At 69.9% G+C, this 25,042-nt stretch carries 20 protein-coding genes; 7 read left to right on the top strand and 13 right to left on the bottom strand.

Annotated elements, in window-relative coordinates:
* Positions 1 to 3 precede the first annotated feature (3 nt).
* A complete protein-coding gene (locus tag AB0J16_RS08840) occupies positions 4 to 2,283 on the top strand; it encodes a hypothetical protein (protein ID WP_358536199.1) in 2,280 nt (759 codons plus the stop codon).
* Here AB0J16_RS08840 and AB0J16_RS08845 read toward each other — a convergent pair.
* A complete protein-coding gene (locus tag AB0J16_RS08845) occupies positions 2,272 to 5,142 on the bottom strand; it encodes a BTAD domain-containing putative transcriptional regulator (protein WP_358536201.1) in 2,871 nt (956 codons plus the stop codon). The two genes, AB0J16_RS08840 and AB0J16_RS08845, sit on opposite strands and share 12 nt — an antisense overlap.
* 318 nt (positions 5,143 to 5,460) lie before the next feature.
* Here AB0J16_RS08845 and AB0J16_RS08850 point away from each other — a divergent pair, with 318 nt between their 5' ends.
* Positions 5,461 to 6,018 (top strand): hypothetical protein, encoded by a 558-nt coding sequence (locus AB0J16_RS08850; protein ID WP_358536203.1) that lies wholly within the window; start codon positions 5,461 to 5,463, stop codon positions 6,016 to 6,018.
* A gap of 490 nt (positions 6,019 to 6,508) precedes the next feature.
* Here AB0J16_RS08850 and AB0J16_RS08855 read toward each other — a convergent pair whose 3' ends face one another.
* Together AB0J16_RS08855 and AB0J16_RS08860 are read right to left on the bottom strand one after the other, a co-directional pair.
* Positions 6,509 to 6,985, bottom strand: a complete 477-nt coding sequence (locus AB0J16_RS08855) for a pyridoxamine 5'-phosphate oxidase family protein (protein WP_358536205.1) — start codon at positions 6,983 to 6,985, stop codon at positions 6,509 to 6,511.
* A gap of 340 nt (positions 6,986 to 7,325) precedes the next feature.
* Positions 7,326 to 7,664 carry a histidine kinase dimerization/phosphoacceptor domain-containing protein gene (locus AB0J16_RS08860; protein WP_358536207.1) on the bottom strand — a complete coding sequence of 113 codons (339 nt, stop codon included), beginning with the start codon at positions 7,662 to 7,664 and terminating at the stop codon, positions 7,326 to 7,328.
* A 536-nt stretch (positions 7,665 to 8,200) separates the two neighbouring features.
* Between AB0J16_RS08860 and AB0J16_RS08865 the strand changes: the two genes are divergently transcribed.
* The gene (locus tag AB0J16_RS08865) at positions 8,201 to 9,103 is read left to right on the top strand and encodes a slipin family protein (protein WP_358536209.1); all 903 of its coding nucleotides are present in this window, start codon (positions 8,201 to 8,203) and stop codon (positions 9,101 to 9,103) included.
* Between the two features lie 217 nt (positions 9,104 to 9,320).
* Here AB0J16_RS08865 and AB0J16_RS08870 read toward each other — a convergent pair whose 3' ends face one another.
* Positions 9,321 to 9,899 carry a hypothetical protein gene (locus tag AB0J16_RS08870; RefSeq protein ID WP_358536211.1) on the bottom strand — a complete coding sequence of 193 codons (579 nt, stop codon included), beginning with the start codon at positions 9,897 to 9,899 and terminating at the stop codon, positions 9,321 to 9,323.
* A gap of 176 nt (positions 9,900 to 10,075) precedes the next feature.
* On the opposite strand from AB0J16_RS08870, the gene AB0J16_RS08875 reads away from it, so the two are divergent.
* A complete protein-coding gene (locus AB0J16_RS08875; RefSeq protein WP_358536213.1) occupies positions 10,076 to 10,879 on the top strand; it encodes a hypothetical protein in 804 nt (267 codons plus the stop codon).
* A gap of 72 nt (positions 10,880 to 10,951) precedes the next feature.
* Here the strand turns inward: AB0J16_RS08875 and AB0J16_RS08880 are convergent, their stop codons facing one another.
* From AB0J16_RS08880 to AB0J16_RS08900, 5 genes are read right to left on the bottom strand one after another with little or no spacing between them, the layout of a single operon-like run.
* Complete coding sequence (locus AB0J16_RS08880; protein ID WP_358536215.1) at positions 10,952 to 13,633, bottom strand: sugar-binding protein; 2,682 nt, start codon at positions 13,631 to 13,633, stop codon at positions 10,952 to 10,954.
* Between the two features lie 16 nt (positions 13,634 to 13,649).
* Positions 13,650 to 14,477: a carbohydrate ABC transporter permease gene (locus tag AB0J16_RS08885; RefSeq protein WP_357941824.1), complete on the bottom strand. Its 828-nt coding sequence runs from the start codon at positions 14,475 to 14,477 to the stop codon at positions 13,650 to 13,652.
* The gene (locus tag AB0J16_RS08890) at positions 14,474 to 15,358 is read right to left on the bottom strand and encodes a sugar ABC transporter permease (protein ID WP_358536217.1); all 885 of its coding nucleotides are present in this window, start codon (positions 15,356 to 15,358) and stop codon (positions 14,474 to 14,476) included. The genes AB0J16_RS08885 and AB0J16_RS08890 overlap by 4 nt, the downstream gene beginning before the upstream one ends.
* Positions 15,355 to 16,725 carry an extracellular solute-binding protein gene (locus tag AB0J16_RS08895; RefSeq protein ID WP_358536219.1) on the bottom strand — a complete coding sequence of 457 codons (1,371 nt, stop codon included), beginning with the start codon at positions 16,723 to 16,725 and terminating at the stop codon, positions 15,355 to 15,357. The genes AB0J16_RS08890 and AB0J16_RS08895 overlap by 4 nt, the downstream gene beginning before the upstream one ends.
* A 4-nt stretch (positions 16,726 to 16,729) precedes the next feature.
* Positions 16,730 to 17,983, bottom strand: a complete 1,254-nt coding sequence (locus AB0J16_RS08900) for a PfkB family carbohydrate kinase (RefSeq protein ID WP_358536221.1) — start codon at positions 17,981 to 17,983, stop codon at positions 16,730 to 16,732.
* 131 nt (positions 17,984 to 18,114) lie between these two features.
* Between AB0J16_RS08900 and AB0J16_RS08905 the strand changes: the two genes are divergently transcribed.
* Together AB0J16_RS08905 and AB0J16_RS08910 are read left to right on the top strand one after the other, a co-directional pair.
* Positions 18,115 to 18,873: a DeoR/GlpR family DNA-binding transcription regulator gene (locus AB0J16_RS08905; RefSeq protein WP_358536223.1), complete on the top strand. Its 759-nt coding sequence runs from the start codon at positions 18,115 to 18,117 to the stop codon at positions 18,871 to 18,873.
* Between the two features lie 46 nt (positions 18,874 to 18,919).
* A complete protein-coding gene (locus tag AB0J16_RS08910) occupies positions 18,920 to 20,260 on the top strand; it encodes a 6-phospho-beta-glucosidase (RefSeq protein WP_358536225.1) in 1,341 nt (446 codons plus the stop codon).
* Positions 20,261 to 20,301: 41 nt separating this feature from the next.
* Here AB0J16_RS08910 and AB0J16_RS08915 read toward each other — a convergent pair whose 3' ends face one another.
* Both AB0J16_RS08915 and AB0J16_RS08920 read right to left on the bottom strand, forming a co-directional pair.
* Positions 20,302 to 21,243, bottom strand: a complete 942-nt coding sequence (locus AB0J16_RS08915) for a hypothetical protein (RefSeq protein WP_358536227.1) — start codon at positions 21,241 to 21,243, stop codon at positions 20,302 to 20,304.
* 78 nt (positions 21,244 to 21,321) lie between these two features.
* A complete protein-coding gene (locus tag AB0J16_RS08920) occupies positions 21,322 to 21,816 on the bottom strand; it encodes a DUF1772 domain-containing protein (protein ID WP_358536229.1) in 495 nt (164 codons plus the stop codon).
* 122 nt (positions 21,817 to 21,938) lie between these two features.
* Between AB0J16_RS08920 and AB0J16_RS08925 the strand changes: the two genes are divergently transcribed.
* Positions 21,939 to 23,186: a hypothetical protein gene (locus AB0J16_RS08925; protein WP_358536231.1), complete on the top strand. Its 1,248-nt coding sequence runs from the start codon at positions 21,939 to 21,941 to the stop codon at positions 23,184 to 23,186.
* Positions 23,187 to 23,263: 77 nt separating this feature from the next.
* On the opposite strand, the gene AB0J16_RS08930 is transcribed toward AB0J16_RS08925, so the two are convergent.
* Together AB0J16_RS08930 and AB0J16_RS08935 are read right to left on the bottom strand one after the other, a co-directional pair.
* On the bottom strand, positions 23,264 to 24,100 hold the full coding sequence (locus AB0J16_RS08930) for a carbohydrate ABC transporter permease (protein ID WP_358536233.1): 837 nt from the start codon (positions 24,098 to 24,100) through the stop codon (positions 23,264 to 23,266).
* Entirely contained in the window at positions 24,097 to 25,002 is a 906-nt protein-coding gene (locus AB0J16_RS08935; protein WP_358536235.1) for a sugar ABC transporter permease, read from the bottom strand. The genes AB0J16_RS08930 and AB0J16_RS08935 overlap by 4 nt, the downstream gene beginning before the upstream one ends.
* Positions 25,003 to 25,042 lie beyond the last annotated feature (40 nt).

Raw genomic sequence — 25,042 nt, forward strand, 5'->3', positions numbered from 1 at the left:
TACATGAGGCGGCTGCGCGGCTGGTGGCTTCTGGTGATCGCGGCGACGGCGAGCGCGGTCGTCTCCCTCCTGGCTTCGTCCATGCCCGCGCTGGTCGGCTCCGTGCTGGTGGGGGCGGTCAGCGGCGGGGCCGCGGTCCTCACCGTACGAGCCGAGCGCGCGATCGACCGGAACGCGGCCACGCGGCCGCAGCTCTACACCGGCGAACGCCGAAAGCCGCCCCTGGTGCGCGACATCGAAGACCCGCTCAGTATCGGGGTCCACCTGGCGCCCCCACTGACCGGGCCCGACGGCACGATCGACCGATGCCCGCCGTACACCCGCCGCGACCGGAGCGACGACCTGGAGCGGGCGCTGGCCGTGAGTAGGTTCGTCCTGGTCGTGGGCGAGTCGACGGCCGGCAAGTCCAGAGCCGCCTACGAGGCGATGCGCGCGTGCCTGCCGGACCATACGTTCATCCGCCCGGTGGGCAAGCCGGACCTGCCGCAGGCCCTGGACCTGGCGCGGCGCCGGAGCAAGAGCGTCATCTGGCTGGACGACCTGGACCTGTACCTGGGCGTGGACGGCCTGATGGCGGAGATGATCAGCCCACTGATCGCCGCGCCGGACCGTCATTGCGTGGTCCTGGCCACGATGAGATCGCACGAGCGGGCTCGCTACAGCCCTCGGGCGAGCTCGGGTCTGAGCGACAGCGACCGGCAGGCGCATCGGTTGGCGGGAGCCGTGCTGAAGCAGGCGCTGGAGATCCGGATCGAGCGCCTGTGGTCGCCGGACGAGCGGCGGGCGGCGGCCGACGTCGACGATCACCGGATCCGCCAGGCGCTCGAGCATGGCGAACAGTACGGCGTGAGCCAGTATCTGGCCGCCGGCCCGCAGCTGTTCCAGGAATGGCTGGATGCTCAGGGCTCCTGGCCGGAGGGCCGCCCGCGCGGTGCCGCGCTGGTGAGCGCGGCGGTCGATGTACGGCGGGCTGGGGTGCAACGGCCGGTGCCGCTGTCGTTGCTGCGCGAGTTACACGAGGGCTACCTGCGGCCCGGTGTTCGCCCGGAATCGTGGGAGCAGGCGCTGGACTGGGCGACCCAACCGCTGCACTCGACCAGCAGCCTGCTGGTTCCGGCCGAGGATGAGCAGTATGTGGCGTTCGACTATCTGGCCGACGCCCTGGACGAGGCCCAAGGCCTGACCGGGGTGCCGGGGCAGACCTGGGAGACGGTCGTCTCCTTCGTCACCGCGAGTGATGTTGTGGAGGTCGGCTGGTCGGCATATTTCCGGAACCGTACGGATATCGCCGAGCGCGCCCTTCACCAGGCGTTCGACGCGGGGCTTCTCGAGGCCGCGCTGGACTTCTCCCACATGATGAGTTCAGCCGGCCGCGACGAGGACGTGGTGAGCTGCCTGGAACAGGCCCTGGCCAGGGCGTCCGAGAGCGGAGCCCCGCCGGAGGAGGTGATCGAACTCCGACGTCAGGTGGCCTGGTGGGTCGGGGCGCGCTATCACGCGAGCGGAGATCCCGCCCGGGCGCTCGACCTCGCGCGGGCGGCGGTGGAAGAGAGCGAACGCCTCCTGGGCGCGGAACACGCGCAGACGTTGGCGTGCCGTCTGACGCTGGCCCGCCAGGTCGGCGCGGTGGGCCGTACGGAAGAGGCGCTCGCGCTGGCGGAGGAGCTCGTCGAGGTCGGTACGCGGGTGCACGGGGCCGACAGCGGCATCGTGCACGGTGGGCGCTTCGAGGTCGCGGTCTGGACCCGGTGGGGCGGGAACCCCCGCCGGGCGGTCGAGCTCTGGCAGGAGCTCGCCGCCGACAAGGTCGCGATCGGTGACGGCGAGATCGCCGACAGCCTGGACAACATCGAGGCCACCCTTGAGGAGATCGGCGACCCGAGGCTCGACGCGGATGCCGTCGCCTGGCTCGATGAGCTGGGTGAGCGTGGGCTCCAGGAGGGGACGCTGGCTGGCTGGGGCGCCATGGCGCTGTTCACCAATCTGGCCTGGTGGGTGGGCGGCCGGATGGACGGGGCGGGAGACCATGAGCGGGCCAGAGAGATCGCCGAATGGGCCCTGGAGGTGGGCCGGAGCGTGTTCGGCGCCGGTGACGCGCATGTCCTCGCGGGTGAGGTCATCCTCGCGCACCAGCTCGGCAGGCTCGGCGACCCCGAGGCCGCGGTGCGGCGCTGCGCGCGAGTGGCCGAGGACGTGGCCCGGATCTATGGCGAGACTCATCTCCTCACCGGCTTCGCGCGATCCGTGCTGAGCCGGTGGAGCCCGCGGGACTCAGCGGGATGAGATGACGCGGGATGAGGCGACGATGTCCGAGAGCCAGGCCTTCTCCGGTTCGAGCATGGATTCCGCGGACAAGCCGGTCTCCGCCTCCACCTCGGCGATGTTGGCCCGCACCTGCGCCGCCTCGCTGTCGGCCAGGTGGTCGAAGATGGTCAGGGACCGCCGCCAGGTCTCGACGGCCAGCACCGGGCAGCCGGTCGCCGCCAGGGCCTGGCCGAGGATGTGCAGGGTGCGGGCCTCGGTGTTGCAGTCGCCGATCTCACGGCTGCGGTCGAGCGAGCGGAAGCACCAGCGGATCGTCTCCTCGTGGTCGCCCAGCGCGGCGTACGTGATGCACATGTCGGTCAGCGCGATGCCCTCGCCCCAGAGATTGTCGATCGCGCGGAAGGCGGCGAGCGCGGACAGATGGTGTTGGAGCGCCGTACGCGGCTGGCCGAGAGCCAGCAGCGCCCGGCCGAGCCCGGCCGAGGCGATGGCCTGCCCCCAGTGATAGCCGAGGTCGGTGAAGATGGCCAGCGCCTCCCGGTGGCACACGACGGCCGCCTCCGCCGCGTCCAGGTCCCGGTGCACCAGGCCGAGCGTGTTCAGCGCGTTGCCCTGGCCCCACCGGTCGCCGAGATCACGCTGGAGCGCCAGCGCGATCTCGGCGTGCGGGAGCGCGTCCTTGAACTGCCGGCGGTCCCAGTGAGCCAGCGCGAGGCTGGTGCGGATCGTGGCTTCGGCGTGCGCGTCGCCCAGCAGCAGCGCGGCCTCCAGGCCGATCTCGTTGCTGGAGATCCAGGAGTCCCAGTGCTTGCGCAGGTTGAAGAAGCTCCACAGCGCGCACGGCAGCTGCCATGCCACGCCGTACTGGCCGAGCGTGAAGGCCCGCCGTACGGCGGCCATGAGGTTGGCGTGCTCGGTCTGGAGCCAGCACAGCGCGGCGTCGTAGCCGGAGAAGGTGTACGGCTCGCACGACGGCTCCAGCGGCGGGAGCGGCAGGCCCTGATGCTGGGGGTTGAGCACCTGGTCGGCCTGGTCGACGGTATGGAGGTACCACGACAGCAGGCGCTTGACCGCGGCCAGCCGGTCGGCGTCGGACTCCTCGGCCTCGACCCGTTCGCCGGCGTAGACGCGCATCAGGTCGTGCATGCGATACCGCTCGACGCCGGCCGTCTCCAGCAGGCACCGGTCGGTCAGGATCTCGGCCAGCCGCCGTGCCTCGGCGGGCGGGACCCCGATCAGCGCCGCGGCGGCGCCGACCCCGAACTCCGTCCCGCTGTGCAGCCCGAGCAGCCGGAACGCCCGCGCGGCCCGCGGATCGAGCGCCTGGTACGACCACGAGAACACCGCCCGCAGGCTCATCTGCGGATCGTCGTCCACGTCGAGCAGGTCGAGGCGGGACCGCTCGTCGCGCAACTGGGCGACCAGGTCCGCCAGCCGCGCGCCGGACCGCCGGGTCACGTGCTCGGCGCTGATCGCCAGCGCCAGCGGAAGGTGGGCGCACAGCCGGGCCAGCTCGGCCGCGGCCTCAGCCTCGGCGGCCACCCGCCCGGCGCCGAGGATCTTGCCCAGGAGCGTGTGCGACTCCGCCTCAGGCAACCTGCGCAGGAAGACGTGCCGCGCGTCATCGTGTACGGCCAGCCCGGCCAGGCGGGTGCGGCTGGTCACCAGCACCAGGCAGTCAGACCCGGGCAGCAGAGGCCGTACCTGGGCGGTGTCGCGGGCATTGTCCAGCAGCACCAGCACCCGCCGCCCGGCCAGCGTGCTGCGCAGCAGCGCGGAGCGGGCCTCGACCGCCGTGGGGATCTGGTCGGCGGGTACGTTCAGGGACCGCAGCATCATCTCCAGTGCGGTGGCGGGCGCCATCGGCTCGCCGGGGCCGAACCCGCGCAGGTCGATGTGCAGCTGCCCGTCGGGGAAGCGCTCCCGCACCTGATGGGCCCAGTGCACGGCCAGCGCGGTCTTGCCGACCCCGCCCGCGCCACCGATCGCCGCGATGACGATGGGCCGGTGCTCTCCCTCTTCCGGAAGTAAGTCGTACAGCCTCGCCAGGTCCGTGTGGCGGCCGGTGAACCGGGCGAGGTCGGACGGCAGCTGACGCGGCACCGGGGCCGGGGGATAGGTCGCGGGCTCGGCGGGCGCCGGCTCCGTCGTCGTCAGGGGAAGGCCGTTCAGCACGGCCTGCTGGAGACGCCGCAGCTCGCTGCCCGGATCGATGCCTAGCTCCTCGCGCAGCAGGGCGGCGACGTGGCGGTAGACCTCAAGCGCCTCGGCCCGGCGCTCGGCGAGATGGAGGGCCAGCACCAGTTGTTCCCACAGCCGCTCGCGCAGCGGGTGCTCGGCGGTGGCGGCCTTGAGGTCCGCGATGATCTCCTCGTGGCGGCCGGTCCGCAGCCCGAGGTCGAACCAGCGCTCCAGCAGCCGCATCCGCTCCTCTCCCAGCCGGGGCACCTCATCGCGGTGCAGCGACTCCGACGCCACGTCGACCAGCACCGGGCCCCGCCACAACCCGAGCGCCTCGCGCAGCAGACCGGACTCTTCCGCCTGGTCGCCCGCCGTGGCCGCCCGCGTCGCCTGTCCGGCGAGCTCGCGGAACCGCTCGACGTCGAGGGTGTCGGCGTCGGCCCGCAGGAGGTATCCAGCCCCCATGGTCTCGATCAGCGGCCGCCCGTCGGCGCCGTCGTCCAGTGCCCGGCGCAGCCTGGTCATCTGGGTGTGCAGGGCTGCGCGCGCCTGCCTGGGCACGTCGTCGCCCCACACGTACTCGATGAGTTTGTCGGGCGGTACGTGGTGGTTGGCGTTCACCAGTAGCGTCGCCAGCGCGATGCGCTGCTTGGCCGCCGAGAGTCGCACCGGCCGGCCGCCCCGTGTTATCTCCAATGGTCCCAGCACACTGAACCGGATCCCCGTACCCGTTTCCATCCGTGGACCTTTCCGCGATCTCCCGTCGGTGTGCGCGCCATCCCCAATGACACGATCACCTGTTCGCACTCTCCACCATGCAGCAAGGAAGGACGCTTTCCGCGCGTACCGGAATACATCCTGTCCGGAGTTCTACTTCCTAGCCATCCTTAATACGGCGGCCGCGCGCTGGGGCGACAGGTTGCCGAAAGGATGACGTCAGCCTTTTGACAGGGCCGCTGTTTAGCGTGATGACGACAAGGGGTCAGGAATTTCGCTTAGACCAGGGGGAGAAACATGCAGAAAAGACATCTCGGGGTGGCTGCGGTGTCGGCCATTCTACTCGCCGGTGCCGTTGTGTCCGCGCCGAGCGCGTCGGCGGCGCCCGCGCCCGCGACGGCACGTCCGGCGGGGGCCGCAGCGGTGGCAGCGGCGGCGGCCCGTCCGGCGGTGGCTGGGACGGCGGCGCGTCCGGCGGTGGCCGCGGCCGATCCCATTGACTGCGGCGGATGGTGGCACTTCACGGGCAACGACCCGAAGTCCGCCCGTATGGTCCGCTGGGGCGGCACCAACGGACGCCCGCAGTTCAATCTCATGTACGGCAAGATCCAGGGCATCCAGCACGGCTGGGCCCAGCTGTCCGGCGCCAAGCAGGGCGACTGGGTCACCCTTGACGTGACCAGCGACGGGGGCCGTACCTGGGGCTACTGCGGTCCGTTCGAGGCCCGTTGGGACGGGGACATCGTGATCACTCCCGCCGCGCGCACCTCGAGCGACCCGAACCTGCAGTTCCGCGCCTGCGGGGCACCGAGGGGCGTGCCCGGTAGCCGGGCCATCTGCACCGCCCCCTGGTGACAGGGACCGCGTCCTGGCCACCGCATCGCACCCATCGGCCAGGACGCGGTCCTCGGCGGCTGAGTCGGTGCGGCCCTCGTTGGCCGCGCCGCAGGGGCCTCGGCGGCGGCCCTGGACGGGGACACCGCACGCGGTCCTCGGCGAGCAAGACCCGAGTCTGACTGGGGCGGTCAGATTTGGGTCTTGCTCGCCGGAAGACCTCCGATCTACGCTCCAGACTACTCGTTAGTTAACCTTCCTAATCGAGTCCAACCATGCCGGATTCAGCGGGACAGGATTCGTCGACTACGACAACATCTGCCGCATCTACGGCCCCGAGAAGGAGTCGCTCGGCGTGCTGGCCATCGAGATCGAACTTCTCCAGCCCGCAACCGGATGAGCCACGGGCCGAAGCCCCACATTGCGACGATGGCCCGCGCGGTGCGCAGGTCATCGTTTGCGTGGCAAACAAGATCTATTGTCAGGAGATGTCTGCTCCGAAGGGGGAAACTCAAAAGCCCCGATCCTCGGCCGAGGGGGCAATGACACCACCTGGGTGCAGGGGAAGGCGGCGACCGCTGATCTCGTTCAGGGACAGCCGTACGAACACCGGTTCGGCCATCGCGACCCAGGGCGCTCCGACGATGCGCTCCAGACGACGGACCTGTCCAGGGTCGGTGACCACTTCGGCCCGGCCAGTCAGTACGACGCTCCAGCCCACGTGCAAGGCCGACTCCGTGTCGTCGGCTTCGAAGATGAGCGGCACACCGTGTTCGATGGCATCCAGCTTGCCGCCCTTCTCGGTTCTGAACGCGATGCCGTCGTCGTCCAGCACGAAATTGACGGGCACGATCTCCAGGGCATCGGTGCCGGGTGCCGTCCAGGCGATACGCCCGACGGCGACCGTTGACAGCAGCGCCAGGCAGGCATCACGGTCCAGGACCTGGATGTGGCCGGTGGCTTGCGATCGCTTGTCCTGCTGCTCCATGCACGCAGCCTCTCACGTGACTCGTCAGCCGCACGTCAGGCTTCGCCGCTCCTCCGGGCACTTCGGAGGGGTTGCGCGTGGTGGGCGTCATTTGTGCGATGGGGAAGTGAAGAGACTGCCGCGCATGCGGCCGCGAGCCGCAGAGGGCCGATGGTGTCGGTGGTGCCGGAGGCCTCCTCGAACAGGGACATCAGCGGGGTCGCTGCGGGAAGCGCTATGTCGGCACCCCAGCGCCGATCGAAAAGCCACGCGTTGTCAGGATCGTTGATGCGGGCGAGGACCCAGCCAACGACCTTGGTTGTCTGTGAGCATGCCCATGTTGGGCAGGCAAGAGTGCTTTCTAGTCGATCGTGGCCACGTCCGGGGTCGGGCCCTCCTCGGTGAGAGAACTGCGTCTGCCAAGGTCGAAGAGGGTGCGTCTGAGGTCGACGACGGCGTGATCCAGCCCGCCGATGGCGCGAGTGATTCGCGTTCTGGCCTGGGCATCGTCGGTCAGGGTGAGGGCGGCGTGCAGGTCCAGGCTGACGATGAAGATCTGATTGACCATGATGTCGTGCAGGTCGGAGGCGATGCGGTGGTCGTCTTCGACAGGGTTCTGCGGTGCCTGAACGTGGGCGTTCACGTGGCCGGCAAGGCCGGTTTCACGCAGATGGGTCTGACCGAAATCGTTGCCGTGCATGGCGGCGTTCCTCGCTGCGCCAACCGGCTCGCCGTCCCGCCGACCGGAAAGGTTTCCGGGCGGCCGGTCCAGTGGTCGCCGACGCTGGTGGGCGATCGTGAAGCGATAACCATGACCGCGACGGTGCCCGTCGTCCGCCGTGGACTCCACACGCCCCGGCCGTCGGGGACGACGATGGGATGGCCTGCACTGCCGTGGACTGGTGGATGCCGCCGGGGGTTGGGGCAACGCCTGGTCCCGGACCCGGCAGAAGGCGGCCCGGCTGGTGTGTCGTGCTCCTCCTGATCTGACCCTACGCCCCTTGCGGTCCCAAAAGCACGCGCTGGGCGGTGCAACCTGATGGTGGCTCACGGGCGAGGAGCGAAGCGCCTGCCTTCTCGCGACAGGGCAGAGGGTCCCACCCCGCGCCGCCGAACGCCCCTCGCGGTCGTGCCGGCTGAGGTCTTTCGCCTCTGGCGGCCAGGCGCGCCCGGCTGGAGGCTTCCGGTAAGGGGATCGCCCACAGGGCGTCCACCAGCCGGGTTGACGAGGATGTCTTGTCGATCCTGCCGGACCCGGCGATCTCCGCTGGAGAGCGAACGGAGCTGACCATGAACGGCTGGACCATCCCTGCGATCATCGTGGCCGTGCTGCTGCTGGTGTTGGCGCTGGCGGTGCGGATCGTCAAGCAGTACGAGCAGGGCGTGCTTTTCCGCCTGGGCCGGGTGCAAGGAGTACGCGAACCAGGCCTACGGTTGATCATCCCAATCGTGGATGTGCTGCGCCGGGTGTCGATGCGGATCGTCACGATGCCGATCCAGTCCCAGGGCATCATCACCCGCGACAACGTTAGTGTCGATGTGTCCGCGGTCGCCTACTTCAAGGTGGTCGATGCGATCAAGTCGGTCGTGGCGATCGAGAACGTCCGCGCGGCCATCGACCAGATCGCCCAGACCACGCTGCGTAAGGTCGTCGGCCAGCACACCCTGGATGAGACGCTGTCGGAGACCGACCGGATCAACCTGGACATCCGCCAGATCCTCGATGTCACCACTGTCGAATGGGGGGTGGAGGTGACCTTGGTGGAGCTGAAGGACATCCAGCTCCCCGACAGCATGAAGCGCGCCATGGCCCGCCAGGCCGAGGCCGAGCGGGAGAAGCGCGCCAAGATCATCAACGCGGAGGGCGAGCATCTGGCCGCCGCCGCGCTGGGCGAGGCCTCCGACATCATGATGGCCCACCCGCTGGCGTTGCAGTTGCGCAACCTGCAGAGCCTGGTCGAGATCGGCGTGGACAAGAACAGCACCGTCGTCTTCCCCGCCCCGCTGATGACCACCATCGCCGAACTCGGCGCCTTCCTTGCCCGTGAGCAGAAGGCCGCCGCCCAACCCGTCCCCGCAAAGGACGCCGTCGTACCGGTCGAGGTTCCTGCGGGCAACGGCATCGTAGAGATCGCCTGAGCGGGGGCGGATGAACGCACTGCGGCTGTCGACTCCGCGGCATGAGTTCGCACGGCCTGCGGTGGCACTACCAGTGTCTCAACACCGCGTCACTGAACGCGCTGGTCGACGCATGTATGCCGGACCGTCGCAGAGATCGAGACGGTCGTGTGACGAGACAGCCGGGGATCCTAGGAGAAGAGCTCGCGGCTCCGCCTCGGCCAACTCCCGCCGCACATCAGCCGCGTCCCGCCGCGCCTTCGGTCGAGTTCGACGGCGATGGACCAGTTCCGCTGGATGGTCCCGGCGCCGAGGAAGGCGTCCTCGTTCGCGTACATGGTGATGTTTCCCCATTGCGCGCCGCAAATGTAGTCGAGGCGGCGGGCCAGTTTGGGGTTCTGATGATGGGCTCCGGCGCGCCCGGCTTGAGGCTCCCGACGAGGGTCAGGTAGATCGCGATCCGGTACACGAGCGCGACGCCGAGCGTGACGGCCGGAACCATGGGCGCTTGCAACAGGGAGCCGGTGCTGTCGCTCACGAGATCCGGAGCGGCAGGCTCAATTCCGTATATATCGGGAAATGATGAGCGGCGTGAGGTGAGCAAGCCCGTAGCCGCAGAGAAGAGTGCACTGAAGATCGCCAGAAAGAGCAGCGAGAAGGCCGAGTACCCGGCCCAGAGCCAGATCAGCGCCCGCACGCGGAAGCCGCTGTCCAGGTAGGCAGCGCCGCAAAGGTAACGGGTCACATTGCCCATGCGAGACGTTCTCGCATTCGAGGTCAGCGTGTGCAGGGAATCCGTTCCGGAGCTGTTGAGCATCGTGGCCGCCTCCCGCTCATTCGTGCGTGGCGGTGAGCCTATAGTGGGCGAATATCTCAAGAGTGGCTCGTTATCAAATAGTCTTCTTTCGGTAATGCGAGCGGCCGTCGACACGACGAATCAGCAATAAAGCATTTGTCCTGGTTTTTCGTGATTAATTAGGGAGAGGTGCATTGGTGGATGAATCGGGCTCCGGCCGCCTTTGTGGGCGATGCGGGGCCGACGCCGGGAACCTCGACCGGTGTCCGAGGTGTGGAGCGGCCCTCGCGGAGCCACCGGCGCGGGCGGACGGTGGGGAATGGGACCCCTGGGATCGGCCGCGCCCCTGGACGTCGCTGGTCTTCCTCGGCCTGATCCTGCCGGCGCTCGCCCTCGGGCTGGTCTGGTGGCTCGCCTCCGGTCTCCCCTGGCCCTCCGGTGAAGGAGACACCCAGGCGCGGCAGGACGAGGTGCCCGTGCTCACCGATGCCACCGATGCCACCGGCGCGACCTCAGCACCGGCGACCGACACCGGAGCGCCGGCGGCCGACACCGACCAGGCCGCCCGGCAGGCCACCGGTCTGGATGATCTGCTGACCAACAGCCACTCGACCCGCGCCAGCCTGTCGGGGGCCATCGCCCGCGCGAGCAAATGCGAGCGGAGCGGCGTGAACGCCATCCAGAACATCACCGTCAACCGGCGCGACCAGCTGACCCTGGCCCAGGCGCTCGACCTGACCGCCCTGCCGGAGGGACCGGAGCTCAAGGAGTCCCTCGTGGCCGCGCTCCACGCCTCCTACTCCGCCGACGCCGCCTTCCTCACCTGGGGACGGCGCCACCTGGCTAAGGGCTGCACCGGACCCATCGCCCAGGATCCCGACTACCAGCGCGGACTCGACAAATCGGGCGACGCCCAGACGGCGAAGGCCCGATTCGTCGAGGCGTGGCGCCCCATCGCGGAGACCTACGGCCTGACCCACTGGAAGGCCGACGACATCTAAAGGGGCTGAGCTCCCGAAGCCCGGCGCCCGCATCGTCGAGACGAGGGGTTGACGATGCGGACGCCGGAGCCGTCAGCGCACGCGGACCTGGGAGGCCAGCGTGCCGCCGCTCGTGGCCTGCCATCCCGCCACCACTGTCGGGTGGCCGCCCGTCGCACGGGTCAGGGGTACGGTCACGGTCGTGGTGCCCTTACCGGAGACGGTGACGACGCGGCTGCCCGCCGTGCCCTGGTCGTCGCGGACGAACAGGTGCGCCTTACCGGCGGCGTTGGCGCGCAGTGTCACTTTCACGGCGTTCCGTCCATTCGTGGCGGAGACCACCCGGCCGCTCTCCGACTCCTTCGCCGCGGGACCGCCGGCGAGCGGGAGGTGGACGCGGACCGCCTGCTCCAGCGACTGCGGCGAGTCCAGGCTGGACAGCCCGGTGTCGGGGATCACCGGGTCGGGCGGGGTGGTCGGCCGATCGGCCGGCGGCTGGTAGCCCGGCAGCGTCGCGACGCCCCACCGGTACGGGTCACCCTGGACGCCGCCCCAGGTCGACCAGCCGATCCGGGTCTGGCCGGTCTTGTCCTGGGTGTCGGAGTCGTACACCAGGATGTTGAGCCCGAGATGCGCGGGATCGACCGCTCCCGGCAGGGTCTCCATCGGGATGGCCATCTCCACGTCGTACGCCCCGGCGGAGACCTTCGAGGCCACCCGCATGCCGGTGGCGGGTCCCTGGTGGTTGTCGGCGTCGCGCAGCGCGCAGGGCGGCCCCTCGGCCGTCACCGGCAGCACAGCGGCCTTGAACGTCGTGGAGGTGTTCTCCGACGTGCCGCGCGGGTCGAGGGTCACCTCCACCGAGTCGGTACGCCAGTGCCGCTTGCAGTCGGAGGCGGGCAGGCGGGTGCCGACGACGTCGTCCTTCACGTGGACCATCAGGAACAGCGTGTCGTCCCGCCAGCTCACCTTGGCCGTGCCGGAGCAGTCCGCCGCCGACGAGCACGCGGTGCCCTCCCACAGGCGGGAGATGTCGAGGGCGGGTCCGGCGTATTCGCCGTCGCCCTCCACGCCGTCGACGGCCGGCGCCGCCGCTGCCTGCGGGATAGCTGTCGCCGGGACCAGTTCGAGCGCGGGCTTGCTCACCGACGAGCCGTCCGCGCTGGTGGTGGTGATGGTGTAGGCGTAGTCGCCGCCCTGGTTCGAGGTCTTGAGCGAGGGGTCGGAGTTGGTGACGGTGAACGGCACCGTCGTCGAGGCCCCGGCCGCCAGGCCGCTGTAGGGCGCCTCGGCGCGGTCGGCGGTGAAGCCCGCGGGCAGGTCCAGGCGTACGGTGCCGGACTGGGTGGCGCCGCTCACGTTGGTGACCACGACTCCCACCTGGCGGGAGCCGCCGGACGGGAGGGTGAGCACGGGCGTGACCAGGCCGCGCAGCTGCGGCACGCCGAGTTCGGCGGTCCACTTCTCGTACTGGGCGACCTGGGGGAGCAGCTGCTGCCCACCTCGTACGGCCGGGCTGACCTCGACCTGCCGGTCGGTGTAGCCGCGTCCGCGCTCGGTGGTCAGCGTGGCCGCCAGGCGAGCCCGGTCACCGGCGCTCGCGCCCTGGGGCGGGGTCACCGTGAAGGTCGCGGATCCCGTACGCCCCTGGGCGATTCTGCCGAGGTCACCGGAGCCGCTGACCACCCAGCCCTGGGGGGCGCGCAGCACGGCGGACGATCGGCCGAGCGGTTCGCCGGACGGGGCGGTCGCGGTGACCTTGACGGTGAAGGCGGTTCGCGGGCGGACGTCGAACGTACTGGGCCGCAGGTCGAGCAGGGTGCCGAGCGGCACGGTGCCGGCCGCGCGGGTCAGCGCGCCGTCCAGGATCGCCGTCGGCGCGGTCGCCGCCGCGCTGCCCGGCTCGGGGAAGGGCACCCGCGAGTCCACCTGGGTGAAGAAGTCGCAGCCCAGCTGGGCCGGGTCGGACGGCACGTCGGGGAAGACGGCCCAGCCCTGGGAGGCGTACGAGCGCTGGGCCTCGCGTTCGATGGTGGCCCAGGTCTTGCCGCCCTGGCTCTGGGAGGGGCGTCCGCTCCACACGCCGTACACGTTCTGCGCCGGGTTCGTGGGACGGAACGTCGCGGCGCAGGTCGGACCGACCTGGGAGGTGCCGCGCCCGCCGCCGAGGAACAGGCGGGCGGGTGCGAAGGGCCGCAGTCCCTCACGGGTGAGCTGCTCGGGGAACGCCTTCGGGTCGGCCGCCGCGTAGAACGCCTCGACGGCCAGCCGGGCGGCCTGCTGGTGGTTGCCGTGGTTGCCGGGGGAGGGGGCCGGGTCCATGGTCAGCATGACCTCGGGCCGGGTCTGGCGAACGACCCGTACGACCTTCTCCAGGGTGTCGTCCCCCCAGATCTGGTCGGTCAGCGGGGCGCTGACCGTGTAGTAGAAGTCGACGTCGTCGAGGTTGAACACCTCCCGCACACCGGCCTTGCCGACCGCGGTCCGCTCCTCGGCCTCCCGCAGCAGGCCGAGCGCCGGGCCTTCCTCCGGCCCGACGGCGTTGCCGCCGCCCTCGCCCCGGGTGACGGTGACGACGCCGGCGCGGATCTTGTGGTCCTCGTTCCACTGGCCGAGCGTGGACAGGCTGAACGCCTCGTCGTCGGGATGGGCGCCGACGAACAGCGCGTCGAGGTCAATCGGGGGAGCGGGGGCATGTTCGGCCAGCGCGGGCGCCGCCGGTACGAAAGCCAGCGCGGCGGCCACCGCTACCAGCGCGTAGAGCGACCTCTTCAAGGGAACCTCCGGGGGGTTATTCGCGGACCGCCCCCTGGAGCAGCCCGCGGACGAAGTGACGCTGGAGGAACAGGTAGAAGATCACGACCGGGGTCGCGACGATGACCGATCCGGCGGCGAGGAGGGTGAAGCCGGAGGTGTACTGGCCCTGGAAGAAGGCCAGCCCCAGGGGCGCGGTCCGCAGCGACTCGCTGGTCACCATGATCAACGGGATGAGGAACTCGTTCCACGTCCACATGAAGACCAGGACGGTCAGGGTGACGACGGCGGGCCGGGCCGGGGGCACCAGCACCTGCCACAGGATGCGCCAGGTCGAGGCGCCGTCGATGCGGGCGGCCTCGACGATCGCCCGGCTGCTGGCGCGGAAGTAGGCCCGCATCCAGAACGTGCCGAACGCCACCGACAGCGCGACCTGCGGCAGCGCGACCGACCAGAAGGTGTCGATGAGGCCGAGGGAACGCAGGTCGAAGTAGAGCGGGACCGCGATGGCCTCGCTCGGCATCATGATCCCGAGCATGAACAGGTAGAACAGCACCGACTGGCCACGGAAGCGCATGGTGCCGAAGGCGTACCCGCTCATGATGGACAGCACCACGCTGACGACCACGACGAACGCCGACACCATCAGGCTGGTACGCAGGTAGGTGCCGAACCGCCCGATCTCCCACGCCGCCGAGAAGTTGCCCACGTGCAGTCCTGCCACGCTGAGCCCCTGCCCGGTGGCGTCGGCGCTGTCGTCGGGGCCGAGCGCGGCGAACAGGATCGACAGGATGGGGAAGAGCGCGAACGCGGCGAACGCCGACAGGATGACGTAGTTGGCCAGCCGCTCCCCGCGCGAGATCACGAGGCCCCCCTGTCCGCGAAGCGGTTGATCATGAACGAGATCGCGAAGATGGCGACTGTCAGGGTGACCCCGATCGCCGCCGCCGAGCCGATCTGGCTGAGCCCGAAGGCCCGGTGGTAGACCTCGTACGACGGCACCGACGTCGAGTTGCCGGGACCGCCACGCGTGGTGATGTAGACCAGGTCGAAGGTCCGCAGCGCGGCGATCACGGTCAGCGTCAGCGCGACCGCGATCTCCCCGCGTACTGAGGGCAGCGTGACCGCGAAGAACTCCTTGACCGCTCCGGCCCCGTCGAGCCGCGCCGCCTCGTACAGTTCCGAAGGGATGCGGCTCATCCCGGCCAGCAGCAGCACGGTCACCAGGCCGGTCTCGAACCACGTGCCGACCACGCCGACCGCCGGCAGCGCGAAGGTGTAGTCGCCGAGCCAGCCCCTGGTGAGCGAGTCGAGCCCGAGCGCGCCGAGCAGGCCGTTGAGGGTGCCGTCCGGGGCGTACACGCGCCGCCAGGCGACGGCCACCACGACCATGGCGACCACCTGCGGCAGGAACACCACCGTCCGGAAGAACCCGAGCCCGCGCACCTTGGCGTGGTTGAGTATCGCGGCCAGCATCAGCCCGATGGCCAGCGGCGCCAGCGCGTAGAAGGCGACGAGGACCAGGGCGTGGACGAAGGCGTCGCGCAGCCCTTCGTCCGCGACGATCGCCGCGTAGTTGGACAGCCCCGCCCACGTGCCGACCGACAGCCCGTCCCAGTTGTACAGCGACAGCTGCACCGCCCGGCCGATCGGATAAAGGAGGAACGCCGCGTAGATGACGAATGCCGGAAGTATGTAGAGGTAGGCGACGCGCCGGGGCTCGCCGGGAGGTCGGGCCACGCTCACCCGTTGCTCTCCGCGAAGGTCTTGTAGTCCTTCTCCAGCGTGGCCAGGAACTCCTGCGGCGTCGCCTTCTTGGCCAGCAGGTCCTGCAGCGCCGCGCCCAGCGTGTCGGCGAAGGTCGGCGTCGCGTAGTCGAGGTAGGGCACCAGGCCGTCGTTCTTGGTCGCGGTGCCGAACGCCTTGAAGACGTCCTGCTGCGCGCCCGCCGGCACGGTCTGCTGGTCGGTGTCGGCGACCGGCAGGTTGCCGGTGGTGGTGAGCACCTTCATGGCGTCGGCGTTGGTGATGAAGTCGATGTACGCGGCGGCCGCGTCGGGGTTGGGGCTCTTGGCGGTGATGGCGAACGGCAGGCCCGTGCCGCCGGTCGCGACGGGCGGCGCGTCGGGCGTGGCGCCGGGCGGCAGGATGAAGCCGAGGTTCTTGCCCAGGACCTTCTCCATGTCGGCCATCAGCCAGGTGCCGCCGATCAGGAAGACGCCCGTCCCCTTGCTGAACGCCTGCCACGCCGGGTCGTAACCCTGGCCGTTGAAGCCCTTGTTGAAGTAGCCCTTGTCGACCCAGTCGACGAGTTGCTGGGCGGCCTTGGTGTTCTCGGGGGTGTTCCAGGAGGCGCCCTTGCGGCCGAAGGCCAGCGTGCCGATCTGGGCGGCCGGAACGTTACGGCCCTGCACGGTGCCGAACACGTGGATGGCCGGCCACTTGTCGAGGTTGCCCAGCTGCATGGGCACCTCGCCGGCGCTCTTCGCCTTGGCCAGCGCGGCCTGGAACTCCTCCCAGGTCTTCGGCGGCTGCAGGCCCAGGCTGGTCAGCTTGGCGGCGTTGTAGAAGATGCCGACGACCTCGCCGACCTGCGGCAGGCCGTACAGGTTGCCCTCGCCGAACACCTTGCCGTCGGCGCTGTAGCTCGAATAGCGCAGGACGGAGTCCGGATAGCGCTTCTTCCAGCCGTACGCCTCGGCGTAGGCGTTCAGCGGGCGGAGCTGGCCGGCCTTCACGAACGCGCCCATCGAGGACCGGCCGTTGTTGGCCTCCACCACGTCCGGCGGTTCGTTGCCGCTCAGCGCCAGGCGCAGGGTGGTGTTGAGGTCGTCGAAGGAGCGGGAGACCCGCTTGAGCTTGATGTTGGGGTATTTCGCCTCGAAGGCCGCGTTGAGCTGCTTCATCTGGGCCGCCTGCCCCCCGCGTACCTCCTGGTCCCAGATGGTGAGCGTCACGTTCCCGAGGGCCGCGGCGTCGGTGCGCACCGCGCTGGGCGCCGCCGACGAGGCGGCCGGTGGTGGAGCCGAGGAGCCGGGCGCGCACGCGCTCGCGGCGAGGGCCACGGCGGTGGCGGCGAGTACGGCACGCGTGCGAGGCGTCGGGGGGATCATGGCGTTACTCCTTTTGCGCAGGCACGCGGGACGTGCTCGGACCCTCGGGCTCGTCGGGTGGACCGTCGGCCGTGGCGCCCTCGGGCCCGCCGGACGCCTCGACGGCGGTCCTGGCCGGTGGCTTACCCGGCGTCAGGGGCGCCATTCCCACGTCGGCCTGCCGGGCGATGGTGGCGGCCGCCCGGCGCACGGCGCCCACGGGATCGGTGGGCACCAGCTTGTCGAGGAAGCCGTAGCGGCGGGCCAGCGAGTCGCCGTAGGCGCCGCTGTGGCCGGCCGCCGCGCGTACCTCGTGCCACCAGTCGGCGATGTCCCCCCAGCCGGGCGCGGCCAGCGAGCCGCCGAACTGCTGTACGGCCAGCGCCGAGCAGACCCCGGCGAACGCCAGCCGATCGGCCAGCGGCCAGCCGCACAGGGTGCCGAGCACGAGGCCCGCGCCGAAGACGTCCCCCGCGCCGGTCGGGTCCAGGGCGGTCACCCGTGGAGCCGGGACGAATGCCTCCTCGCCCGTCAGGGAGTCGATGGCCATGGCGCCGTTCGCCCCGTCGGTGACCACGGCGAGGGGGACCCGGTCGGCGATCGCGTACAGGGCGTCACGCGGGCTGTCGGTGTGGGTGTAGGCCATGGCCTCGACCGCGTTGGGCATGAACGCGTGACAGACCGACAGCTGCTCCAGCAGGGCGGCCGGCCAGGCGCCGGACGGATCCCAGCCCACGTCGGCGAAGATGAGGGCACCGTCGAGCTGCGCCTTCTCGGCCCAGTTGCACTTGCCGGGCATGCCGAGCGGCTCCTCGGCCGACAGCGTCACGATCGCCGCCCTGGAGCGGGGCGGGGCGCCGATCATGTCCGAGGCGGTCAGGGGAGCGGAGTGGCCGTGGGTGACCATGCTGCGGTCGCGGTCGACGGCCATGGAGACCGTCACCGGCGAGTGCCAGTTCTCGAAACGCCGGGACCTGGACAGGTCGACCGACTCCTGCTCCGCGAGCGTACGCCAGCAGAAGTCGGCGTAGTCGTCGTCCCCGAACGCGGCGGCCAGCGAGGTGCGCAGGCCCAGCCGGCTGGTCGCGATGGCCAGGTTGGCGATGCCGCCCGGACACGAGCCCATGCCGTCGGCCCAGATCTCCGTGCCGGCCGCGGGCATCGCGGGCAGGCCGGTGAACACGATGTCGAGGAAGACCGTGCCCGCTAAGAAGACGTCGAACTGCGGCCCCTCCGGGGTTCGCTGATCGGCTAGAGGGTCATACGCCTGGGCAGACACAGAACAAGTCCTCCTCGACAGTGCGAGATGTGCGCAATCTTGCATGTTTGCTCGCGTACTTCAAGTGTTTCGCGCGAGGTTTTGGTCAAAGATGCTCACACATGAACAGATATGACTGATACGATTCCCGCGTGCTTCAGCGCCTCAGGCATGCCGAGATCATGCGCCGGGTCCGCCTCTCAGGCGCCACGAGCGTGAGCGATCTGGCCAGCCAGCTCGGCGTGAGCCCGTCGACCATCCGCCGCGACCTTGAGGTGCTCGACCGCGACGGCACGCTGCGGCGGGTGCGCGGCGGCGCTCTCGCCGAGGTCGACGCCGACGCCGACCGGCCCTTCGCCGAGGTGGCGGTGGTCGACGAGCAGGACAAGGAGGCGGTGGCCGGCCGCGCCGCGCAGCTCGTCCGCGACGGCGACGTGGTCCTGCTCGACATCGGGACGACGACCATGCAACTGGCCCGCCGGCTGCGTGGCCGCCGCGTCACCGTGGTCACCTCCAGCCTCGCCGTCCTCGACGTGCTCCGCGCCGACCCGGCGGTCGAGCTGCTGCTGCTCGGCGGCATGGTCCGCCGGCCGTACCACTCGCTGGTCGGCGTGCTGACCGAGGAGGCGCTGCGCCAGGTGTGCGCCGACCGGGTGTTCCTGGGCGTGAGCGGCGTACGGCCGGACGGCCAGCTCGTCGACACCACGCTCGCCGAGGTGCCGCTGAAGCGCGCCATGATCGCGGCGGCGGGGCAGGTGGTATTACTCGTGGACCGGCACAAGTTCCCCGGCACGGGCGCGCTGCGGGTGTGCGGTCCGGAGGACATCGACGTGCTGGTCACGAACTCGGGCGCCGACGAGACGACGCTGCGCAACTGCGCGGCCGCGGGTGCCGAAGTGCAGGTCGTGTGACAGCGGTGGCGATTCGTGTGACAGCGGTGGCGATGAAGGGGTGGCGATGAGACTGACCGTGCTCGGTGGTGGCGGCTTCCGGGTCCCGCTGGTCTACGGCGCGCTGCTGCGCGACACCGCGAAGCCGCGCGTGGAGCAGGTGATGCTGTACGACGTGTCGGCCGACCGCCTGGCGGCCATCCGGCACGTGCTCCAGCAGCTCGCCGCCGGGCACGACGACCCGCCCGAGGTGCTGACCACGACAGACCTGGACACCGCGCTGCGCGATTCCACCTTCGTCTTCTCGGCGATGCGCGTCGGCGGGCTGGCCGGCCGCACCGCCGATGAGCGGGTGGCCCTGGAGCTGGGCCTGCTCGGCCAGGAGACGACCGGGCCCGGTGGCATCGCCTACGGCCTGCGCACGATCCCGGTCGCCGTACGGGTGGCCGAACGGGTGGCCGCCCTCGCGCCCCAGGCGTGGGTGATCAACTTCACCAATCCGGCTGGCATGATCACCGAGGCCATGCGGAGCGTGCTCGGCGACCGCGTGATCGGCATCTGCGACTCGCCCATCGGGCTGGTCCGCCGGGCCGCCGCCGCCCTCGGGCTCGACCCGTCCCGCGTGTCGCCCGACTACGTGGGGCTGAACCACCTCGGCTGGCTGCGCGGGCTCACCTACCAGGGCCGCGACGTGCTGCCAGAGCTGCTCGCCGACGACGCGGCGCTGGGGCGGGTCGAGGAGGCCCGGATCTTCGGCGGCGACTGGGTGCGGACCTTGGGGGCGCTGCCCAACGAGTATCTGTACTACTACTACTTCACCCGCGAGTCCGTCGCCGCCATGTCCGGGCAGACCCGTGGCGAGTCTCTGCTCGGGCAGCAGGATCGGTTCTACGAGGCCGTACGCGCACGTCCTGAGCAGGCCCTCGCCGAGTGGGGCAGGACACGCAAGGAGCGCGACGAGTCGTACATGGCCGATACGCGGGAGATCACCGACGCCGGTGAGCGCGACGCCGTCGACCTGGAAGCGGGCGGCTACGAAGGCATCGCGCTCGCCCTGGTGGGCGCCATCGCGCGTGGCGAGCCGTCCACCATGATCCTCAATGTCCGCAACGGCGGGGCGGTGGCCGGTCTGCCCGAGGAGGCGGTCGTCGAGATCCCCTGCGCGGTGGACGGCTCCGGAGTCCGGCCCCTGGCCACCCGCCCGCTGCCCGGCCGCTTCCTCGGGCTCGTACAGCAGGTGAAGGCGGTCGAGCAGACGACCATCGAGGCCGCTCTGTCGGGCTCGTCCCGCCTGGCCGTCGAGGCGTTCGCCCTGCACCCCCTGGTCGACTCGGTGGGCACCGCGCGCAAGCTGCTCGACGGCTACCGGGCCCGCATCCCGGAGCTGGCCGCCGTCCTTCCCACGTAGCACTCGCTCGCCCCTTCTTCAGACACTCGCCCCTTCTTCGGTCAGTCGTGGCGCTCTTCGGGCGCGTTTCCGAGCGCCCGGAGCGTGGGCAGGAGCGCGGTCAGGACGCGGGCGTAGGCGGCGAGCAGATGGGGCAGCTCATCGGCCTGCTTCCACAGGGAGTCGACGAGGTCGCTCTCTTCTTCCGATTGCGCACCGTCCCATTCATCGGACAGCTCCCAGGCGCGTTCCTTGGCCGCGACGGCGATCTCCACGGCCCCGGAGGCGAAGCGGACGTTGTCCACCATGGGCGGAGCGACACCGGCCGCGGTCAGGGCCTGGACGAGGTCGTCGGTCTCCGGCAGGAGCGGCATCCGGTGCTTGCGCCACATCTCGCCCCACAGGCGCTGCCGCCGCCCCTCCGGCGTCCCGTCCTCGACGAGCATCGGATTTCCCTCGGCGTCACGCTGGAGGATCAGTCCGAGCTCCGCCGCGAACGCCTTGCCGCCGACCGGGATGCCCTCCGGCGTCCAGCACTGATCCATGCTGCCGGCGAGCTCGGCCAGTTTGCGGTCGTCTTCGGGTATGGGGGGCAGGCAGGCGAGTTCGGCCGGGCACATGCACGAGCTCGGATCGCCGGCCGCCGCGCGTCCCCGGGTCAGCGGAACGCCGGTGAGCAGCGCCATCACCGCGCAGACTGCGAGGTCGACCCACCAGGCGATGAACTTCTGGGCGGCCTCCTCGTGCTCGTCGACCATGCTCTCGGCGAGGAGCACCCGTTGGACGATGAGCGACACCAGCGGCTCGAGCCTCGTCCCGCCGACCACCCGGCCGGACGAGGAGTCCTGCTGGCGCACCCGTTCGGCGAGGGCGTAGGAGTCGCGATAGTGCTTTTCCGCGGTGGCGTGGTCGGACACGGCGTGCTCGGCGATCTCGGCCACGCCCTCAAGAAGCCGATCGATCGACTCGTCGGTCAACGGCCGCCGGGCGGGGGAGGAGTACACGGTGGGGGCCTCCTGGCAACTGGCTGTTGCCGGAAGATTACTCTCGGGCACCGCCGCTCAGGGCGGATTCCGCTTTGATCAGCCCGACTTGCCGTGTACGACGAGCGCCCAGGCCAGCAGGCCGAAGGCGGTCGTGGAGGCGAGGACGCGGACGAGGTTCCAGCCCACCCACCGGGCCTCGTCGAAGCGCGCGCGGACCGCGGCGAGGTCGGCGATGGAATCGGGGTCGCCGGCCGCCTTGAGCGCGTCGTTGAGCGGCACGTTGATCGCGATCGTGATGACGAACGCGACGATGTAGAGGACGAGCGCGACCGCGACCCACGGCAGCTCGGGCCGCCCGATATGGGCGATCGTGGCGACGAGGGTGAAGATCAGCGCGCCCAGGAAGCCGCCGCCCATGAACCACGGGTTGATGATGGCCCGATCCATGGCCTGGAACGCGCCGATGAAGGTGCGGTCGTCGGTCTTGGCCAGGCCGGGCATGACGGTGTGCGCGTAAAGGCCGAAGACACCGGCCACCAGCCCCATCGTCATCGTGGCGGCCATCAGCGAGACAACCCGCAACACGTCCATGGTGCTACTCCTGGGGAGACGGGGGGGTTCGTGGCTCGTTGAGGATAACAAGGGGCCTCTGTCGTGACCCTTTCGCGCGGCTGTCGTGGGGGGCCGCTGAACCCCGCGATACCCTCGAGGTCGTGACGTTGTTCGGCATCCGTTCAGAGCAGGGCGTACGACTCACCAATATCTTCGCCACACCCTGGCATGTGACGGACGGCGGAGAGGCGGCGTCGGCGGGCGAGCGGCCACGGCTCGGGCGGCCGGAAACCTACTTCACCGGCTCGGCGACCCCTCAGGTCTTGCACAAGCTGGCTCTCGACCATCACAAGATCGAATTCGAGAGCTGGGACCGGCCGCTCGCGAGTGCCCGGTTGTGGTTGTTCGCGGTGCCGTCCACGCAGATCGTGGCCGTGCTGAGCCTGGACGTCGAGGACGAGCTGGCCGACACGGTCGATCTGCTGGAGGACTGCTTCTACGCCGACCTGAAGATCGACGGCCGCTCGCTGGAGGAGGTGGCCGCGGAGCTCGCGGGCGGCACCGGCGGGTTCTTCCCCGAACGCCACCAGCTCGCCTTCAGCTCCCAGCTGCCGCCCGAGACGTCCGACGACCTGGTCAAGCGGGTGATCTACCGTGGCGATCTCCCGGAGCGCGAAGAGTTCAGCACGATCACGTACCCGAGCGAGCTGAACCGCCGCCCGCAGACGACCGCCGCCGTGGGCCCATACGTCAGCGTGCTCTGCGGTCAGCCGAAGTACGTGGAGGACGGCATCTTCCTCTCGGCCGTGCAGGGCGTGGCGAGCGCGGCGCGGCTGCGCGAGATCCGGTCGGTGGCCTACCAGGCGGTCGAGGCGTTCCGTGGCCGCGACCGGGGCTGGCAGGACACGCGGGAGCGGCGGCGGAGCCTGGAGTCACTGACCGACCAGCTCGGCGACCTGGAGCTGGACCTCAGCTACAGCGTCGAGGCGACGGCGGACCTCGGGATGATGGTGCCGTCGTTGCGGGTGGCGGGCTACCACGACGCCCTGTACGGGACGATGGGGCTGGTGGGCAAGGCGGAGAACGTGGCGCGCATGCTCGAACGGCTCGCCCGGGCGATCAGGGCCGAGCTGACCTCGATCGAGAGCCTGGAGCGGCGGGCGGATGAGGACCGGCGGCTGCGGTGGACGGTGGCGGTCGGGTTCGTGTCCACGGTGGCGATACCGGTGACCTTGGTGCTCACCTTTTTCGGGGTGAACGCGCATGAGGTGGATGCGCGGGTGTCGATGTTCGCCGGGCGGTACTGGGGGATCTACGGCTTGACGGTGGCCGTGGTGGGGGTCGGGGTGGGGCTGCTGCTCGGCCTCTATCTGCGGCAACGCCACGAAATGCGCCGAGACCGCCGCTGAGCTGCGGCCCCGGCCAGCAGGCTGGTCGCATGGCAACGACAACCCCACGGGCAGCCCGACCAGCAGTGGACCACCGTTCACTTGACGGCTCCTCCGGTGATGCCGGAGATGATCCGTCTTTGGGCGACAACGAAGACGACGACCAGCGGCAGGCTCATGAGCACGACGTAGGCGAAAACGAGGTTCCAGTTGTTCTGATACAGGTTGCTGCTCGCCACCGAGTACAGGTTCAGGGGAAGTGTCGAGTACGTCCCTCCGCCGAGCACGAAGAAGGCGTAGAAGACGTCATTCCAGATGTAGAGGCAGATGAGGATCGTGGCGGTCGCGATGACCGGGCGCAGCAGCGGCAGGACGACCTTGATGAAGATCCCGAGCGGCCGTGCGCCGTCCATGCGGGCCGCTTCCTCCACCTCGACCGGTATGGTCCGCACGAAACCGGTGACGAAGAAGATCACCAGGGACATGTACATGCCCATGTAGACCAGCACCATGCCGATCGGCGTGCTGGCCAGGTGGAGTTGCCGGAGCAGCAGCACGATCGTGACGACGGCCGGGGGCAGGATGATCCCGCTGATCGCGGCCGAGTAGAGCACAGCCATGACGCGCCCTGCACGCCGAGCCAGCACCCATGAAGCCAGCGAGCCGAAGATCAGCACCCCGGCGACGGACGGCACCATGACCAGCAGACTGCCGAACAGCGCCCACAGCACGCGGCCCTGGGTGAACGCCTGGGAGTAGTTGTCCCACAGGTGCCACACCCGTGGTAGAGACAGGTCGGGCAGGTTCGCCTCGCCTTGCGACTTGGCGGAGGTCACCAGGGCCAGCCACAACGGGATTCCGATGACGACGGCGGTCAGGATGATGACGACGGCCGGGTGAACGAGGCGGGACCAGCCCCGGGCGGAGATCCTCACAGGACACGCTCCCTCTTGCGCAGGTAGCCGATGACAGGGAAGGCCAGCAGAGCGACCAGGAGAAGGAGGGCGAGGCTCATCGTGGTCGCCTGGGCGAACAGGCCGTTGCCGTAGACGCGGAAGATGTAAATGTCGAGCACCTCGGTCTGCTGTGCGGGCCCTCCCCCCGTGGTCGCCAGGATCGTGTCGAATCCGTTGAAGGAGCCCAGCAGCGCGGTCGCGACGTTGAAGGTCACCGCGGGGGCGATCAGCGGGAACCGGATCGATCGGAAGGTCCTCCACCTGCCGGCGCCGTCGATCCTGGCCGCCTCCAGCACGTCGGCCGGGATCGTCTTGAGACCGGCGAGGAAGATCACCATCGCCAGCCCCATCCACTTCCAGGAGTTCACCAAGGCCACCGTCACCACCGTCCACGTAGTGCTGCCGAGCCAGGGGATCGTCACGTGCTGGCCGGTGAGAGCGCCGATGAGCCCGTTGAGCGGACCGTCGGGCTTGAGGAGCGCCTGGAAGGTGTACCCCACTGCCAAGGCGGACATCAGCACCGGGATGAAGAAGACGACCCTGGCGAACCGGTTGATCCGAGTGTCGCGCTCCAGGAGCAGGGCGAGCCCCAGCCCGAACCCCGTCTGCATGATCGCCACCAGGACCGCGTACACGATGGTGATCCGCAGTGACGACAGCAGGGCGCCGTTGGACAGCACCGCCTTGACGTTCGCCAACCCCACGGGGCGGATGTCGTCATGGAAGGCCGACCAGTCCGTGAAGGCGTAGACGAAGTTGAAGACGGTCGGTAGGAAGAAGAACACGGCCAGCACGGCGAACGCCGGAGCGAGGAACGAGCTCGGGTACAACACCGGTCGCCGCGGCGAGCGACCGGAAGCGGCCGAAAGAGAAGAGATCATGGCGATCCTGCACACCTTTCAGTGTGGTGGCGGGGGCGGG

The organism is Nonomuraea sp. NPDC049750 (genome assembly GCF_040659625.1).
Taxonomy (GTDB): domain Bacteria; phylum Actinomycetota; class Actinomycetes; order Streptosporangiales; family Streptosporangiaceae; genus Nonomuraea.

What these genes read in the sequence shown, in the direction of transcription:
- AB0J16_RS08840 (WP_358536199.1), top strand. Translation starts at nt 4, where the DNA reads ATGAGGCGGCTGCGCGGCTGGTGGCTTCTGGTGATCGCGGCGACGGCG.
- AB0J16_RS08850 (WP_358536203.1), top strand. Translation starts at nt 5,461, where the DNA reads ATGCAGAAAAGACATCTCGGGGTGGCTGCGGTGTCGGCCATTCTACTC.
- AB0J16_RS08855 (WP_358536205.1), bottom strand. Translation starts at nt 6,985, where the DNA reads ATGGAGCAGCAGGACAAGCGATCGCAAGCCACCGGCCACATCCAGGTC.
- AB0J16_RS08860 (WP_358536207.1), bottom strand. Translation starts at nt 7,664, where the DNA reads ATGCACGGCAACGATTTCGGTCAGACCCATCTGCGTGAAACCGGCCTT.
- AB0J16_RS08870 (WP_358536211.1), bottom strand. Translation starts at nt 9,899, where the DNA reads ATGCTCAACAGCTCCGGAACGGATTCCCTGCACACGCTGACCTCGAAT.
- AB0J16_RS08895 (WP_358536219.1), bottom strand. Translation starts at nt 16,725, where the DNA reads ATGATCCCCCCGACGCCTCGCACGCGTGCCGTACTCGCCGCCACCGCC.
- AB0J16_RS08910 (WP_358536225.1), top strand. Translation starts at nt 18,920, where the DNA reads ATGAGACTGACCGTGCTCGGTGGTGGCGGCTTCCGGGTCCCGCTGGTC.
- AB0J16_RS08920 (WP_358536229.1), bottom strand. Translation starts at nt 21,816, where the DNA reads ATGGACGTGTTGCGGGTTGTCTCGCTGATGGCCGCCACGATGACGATG.
- AB0J16_RS08935 (WP_358536235.1), bottom strand. Translation starts at nt 25,002, where the DNA reads ATGATCTCTTCTCTTTCGGCCGCTTCCGGTCGCTCGCCGCGGCGACCG.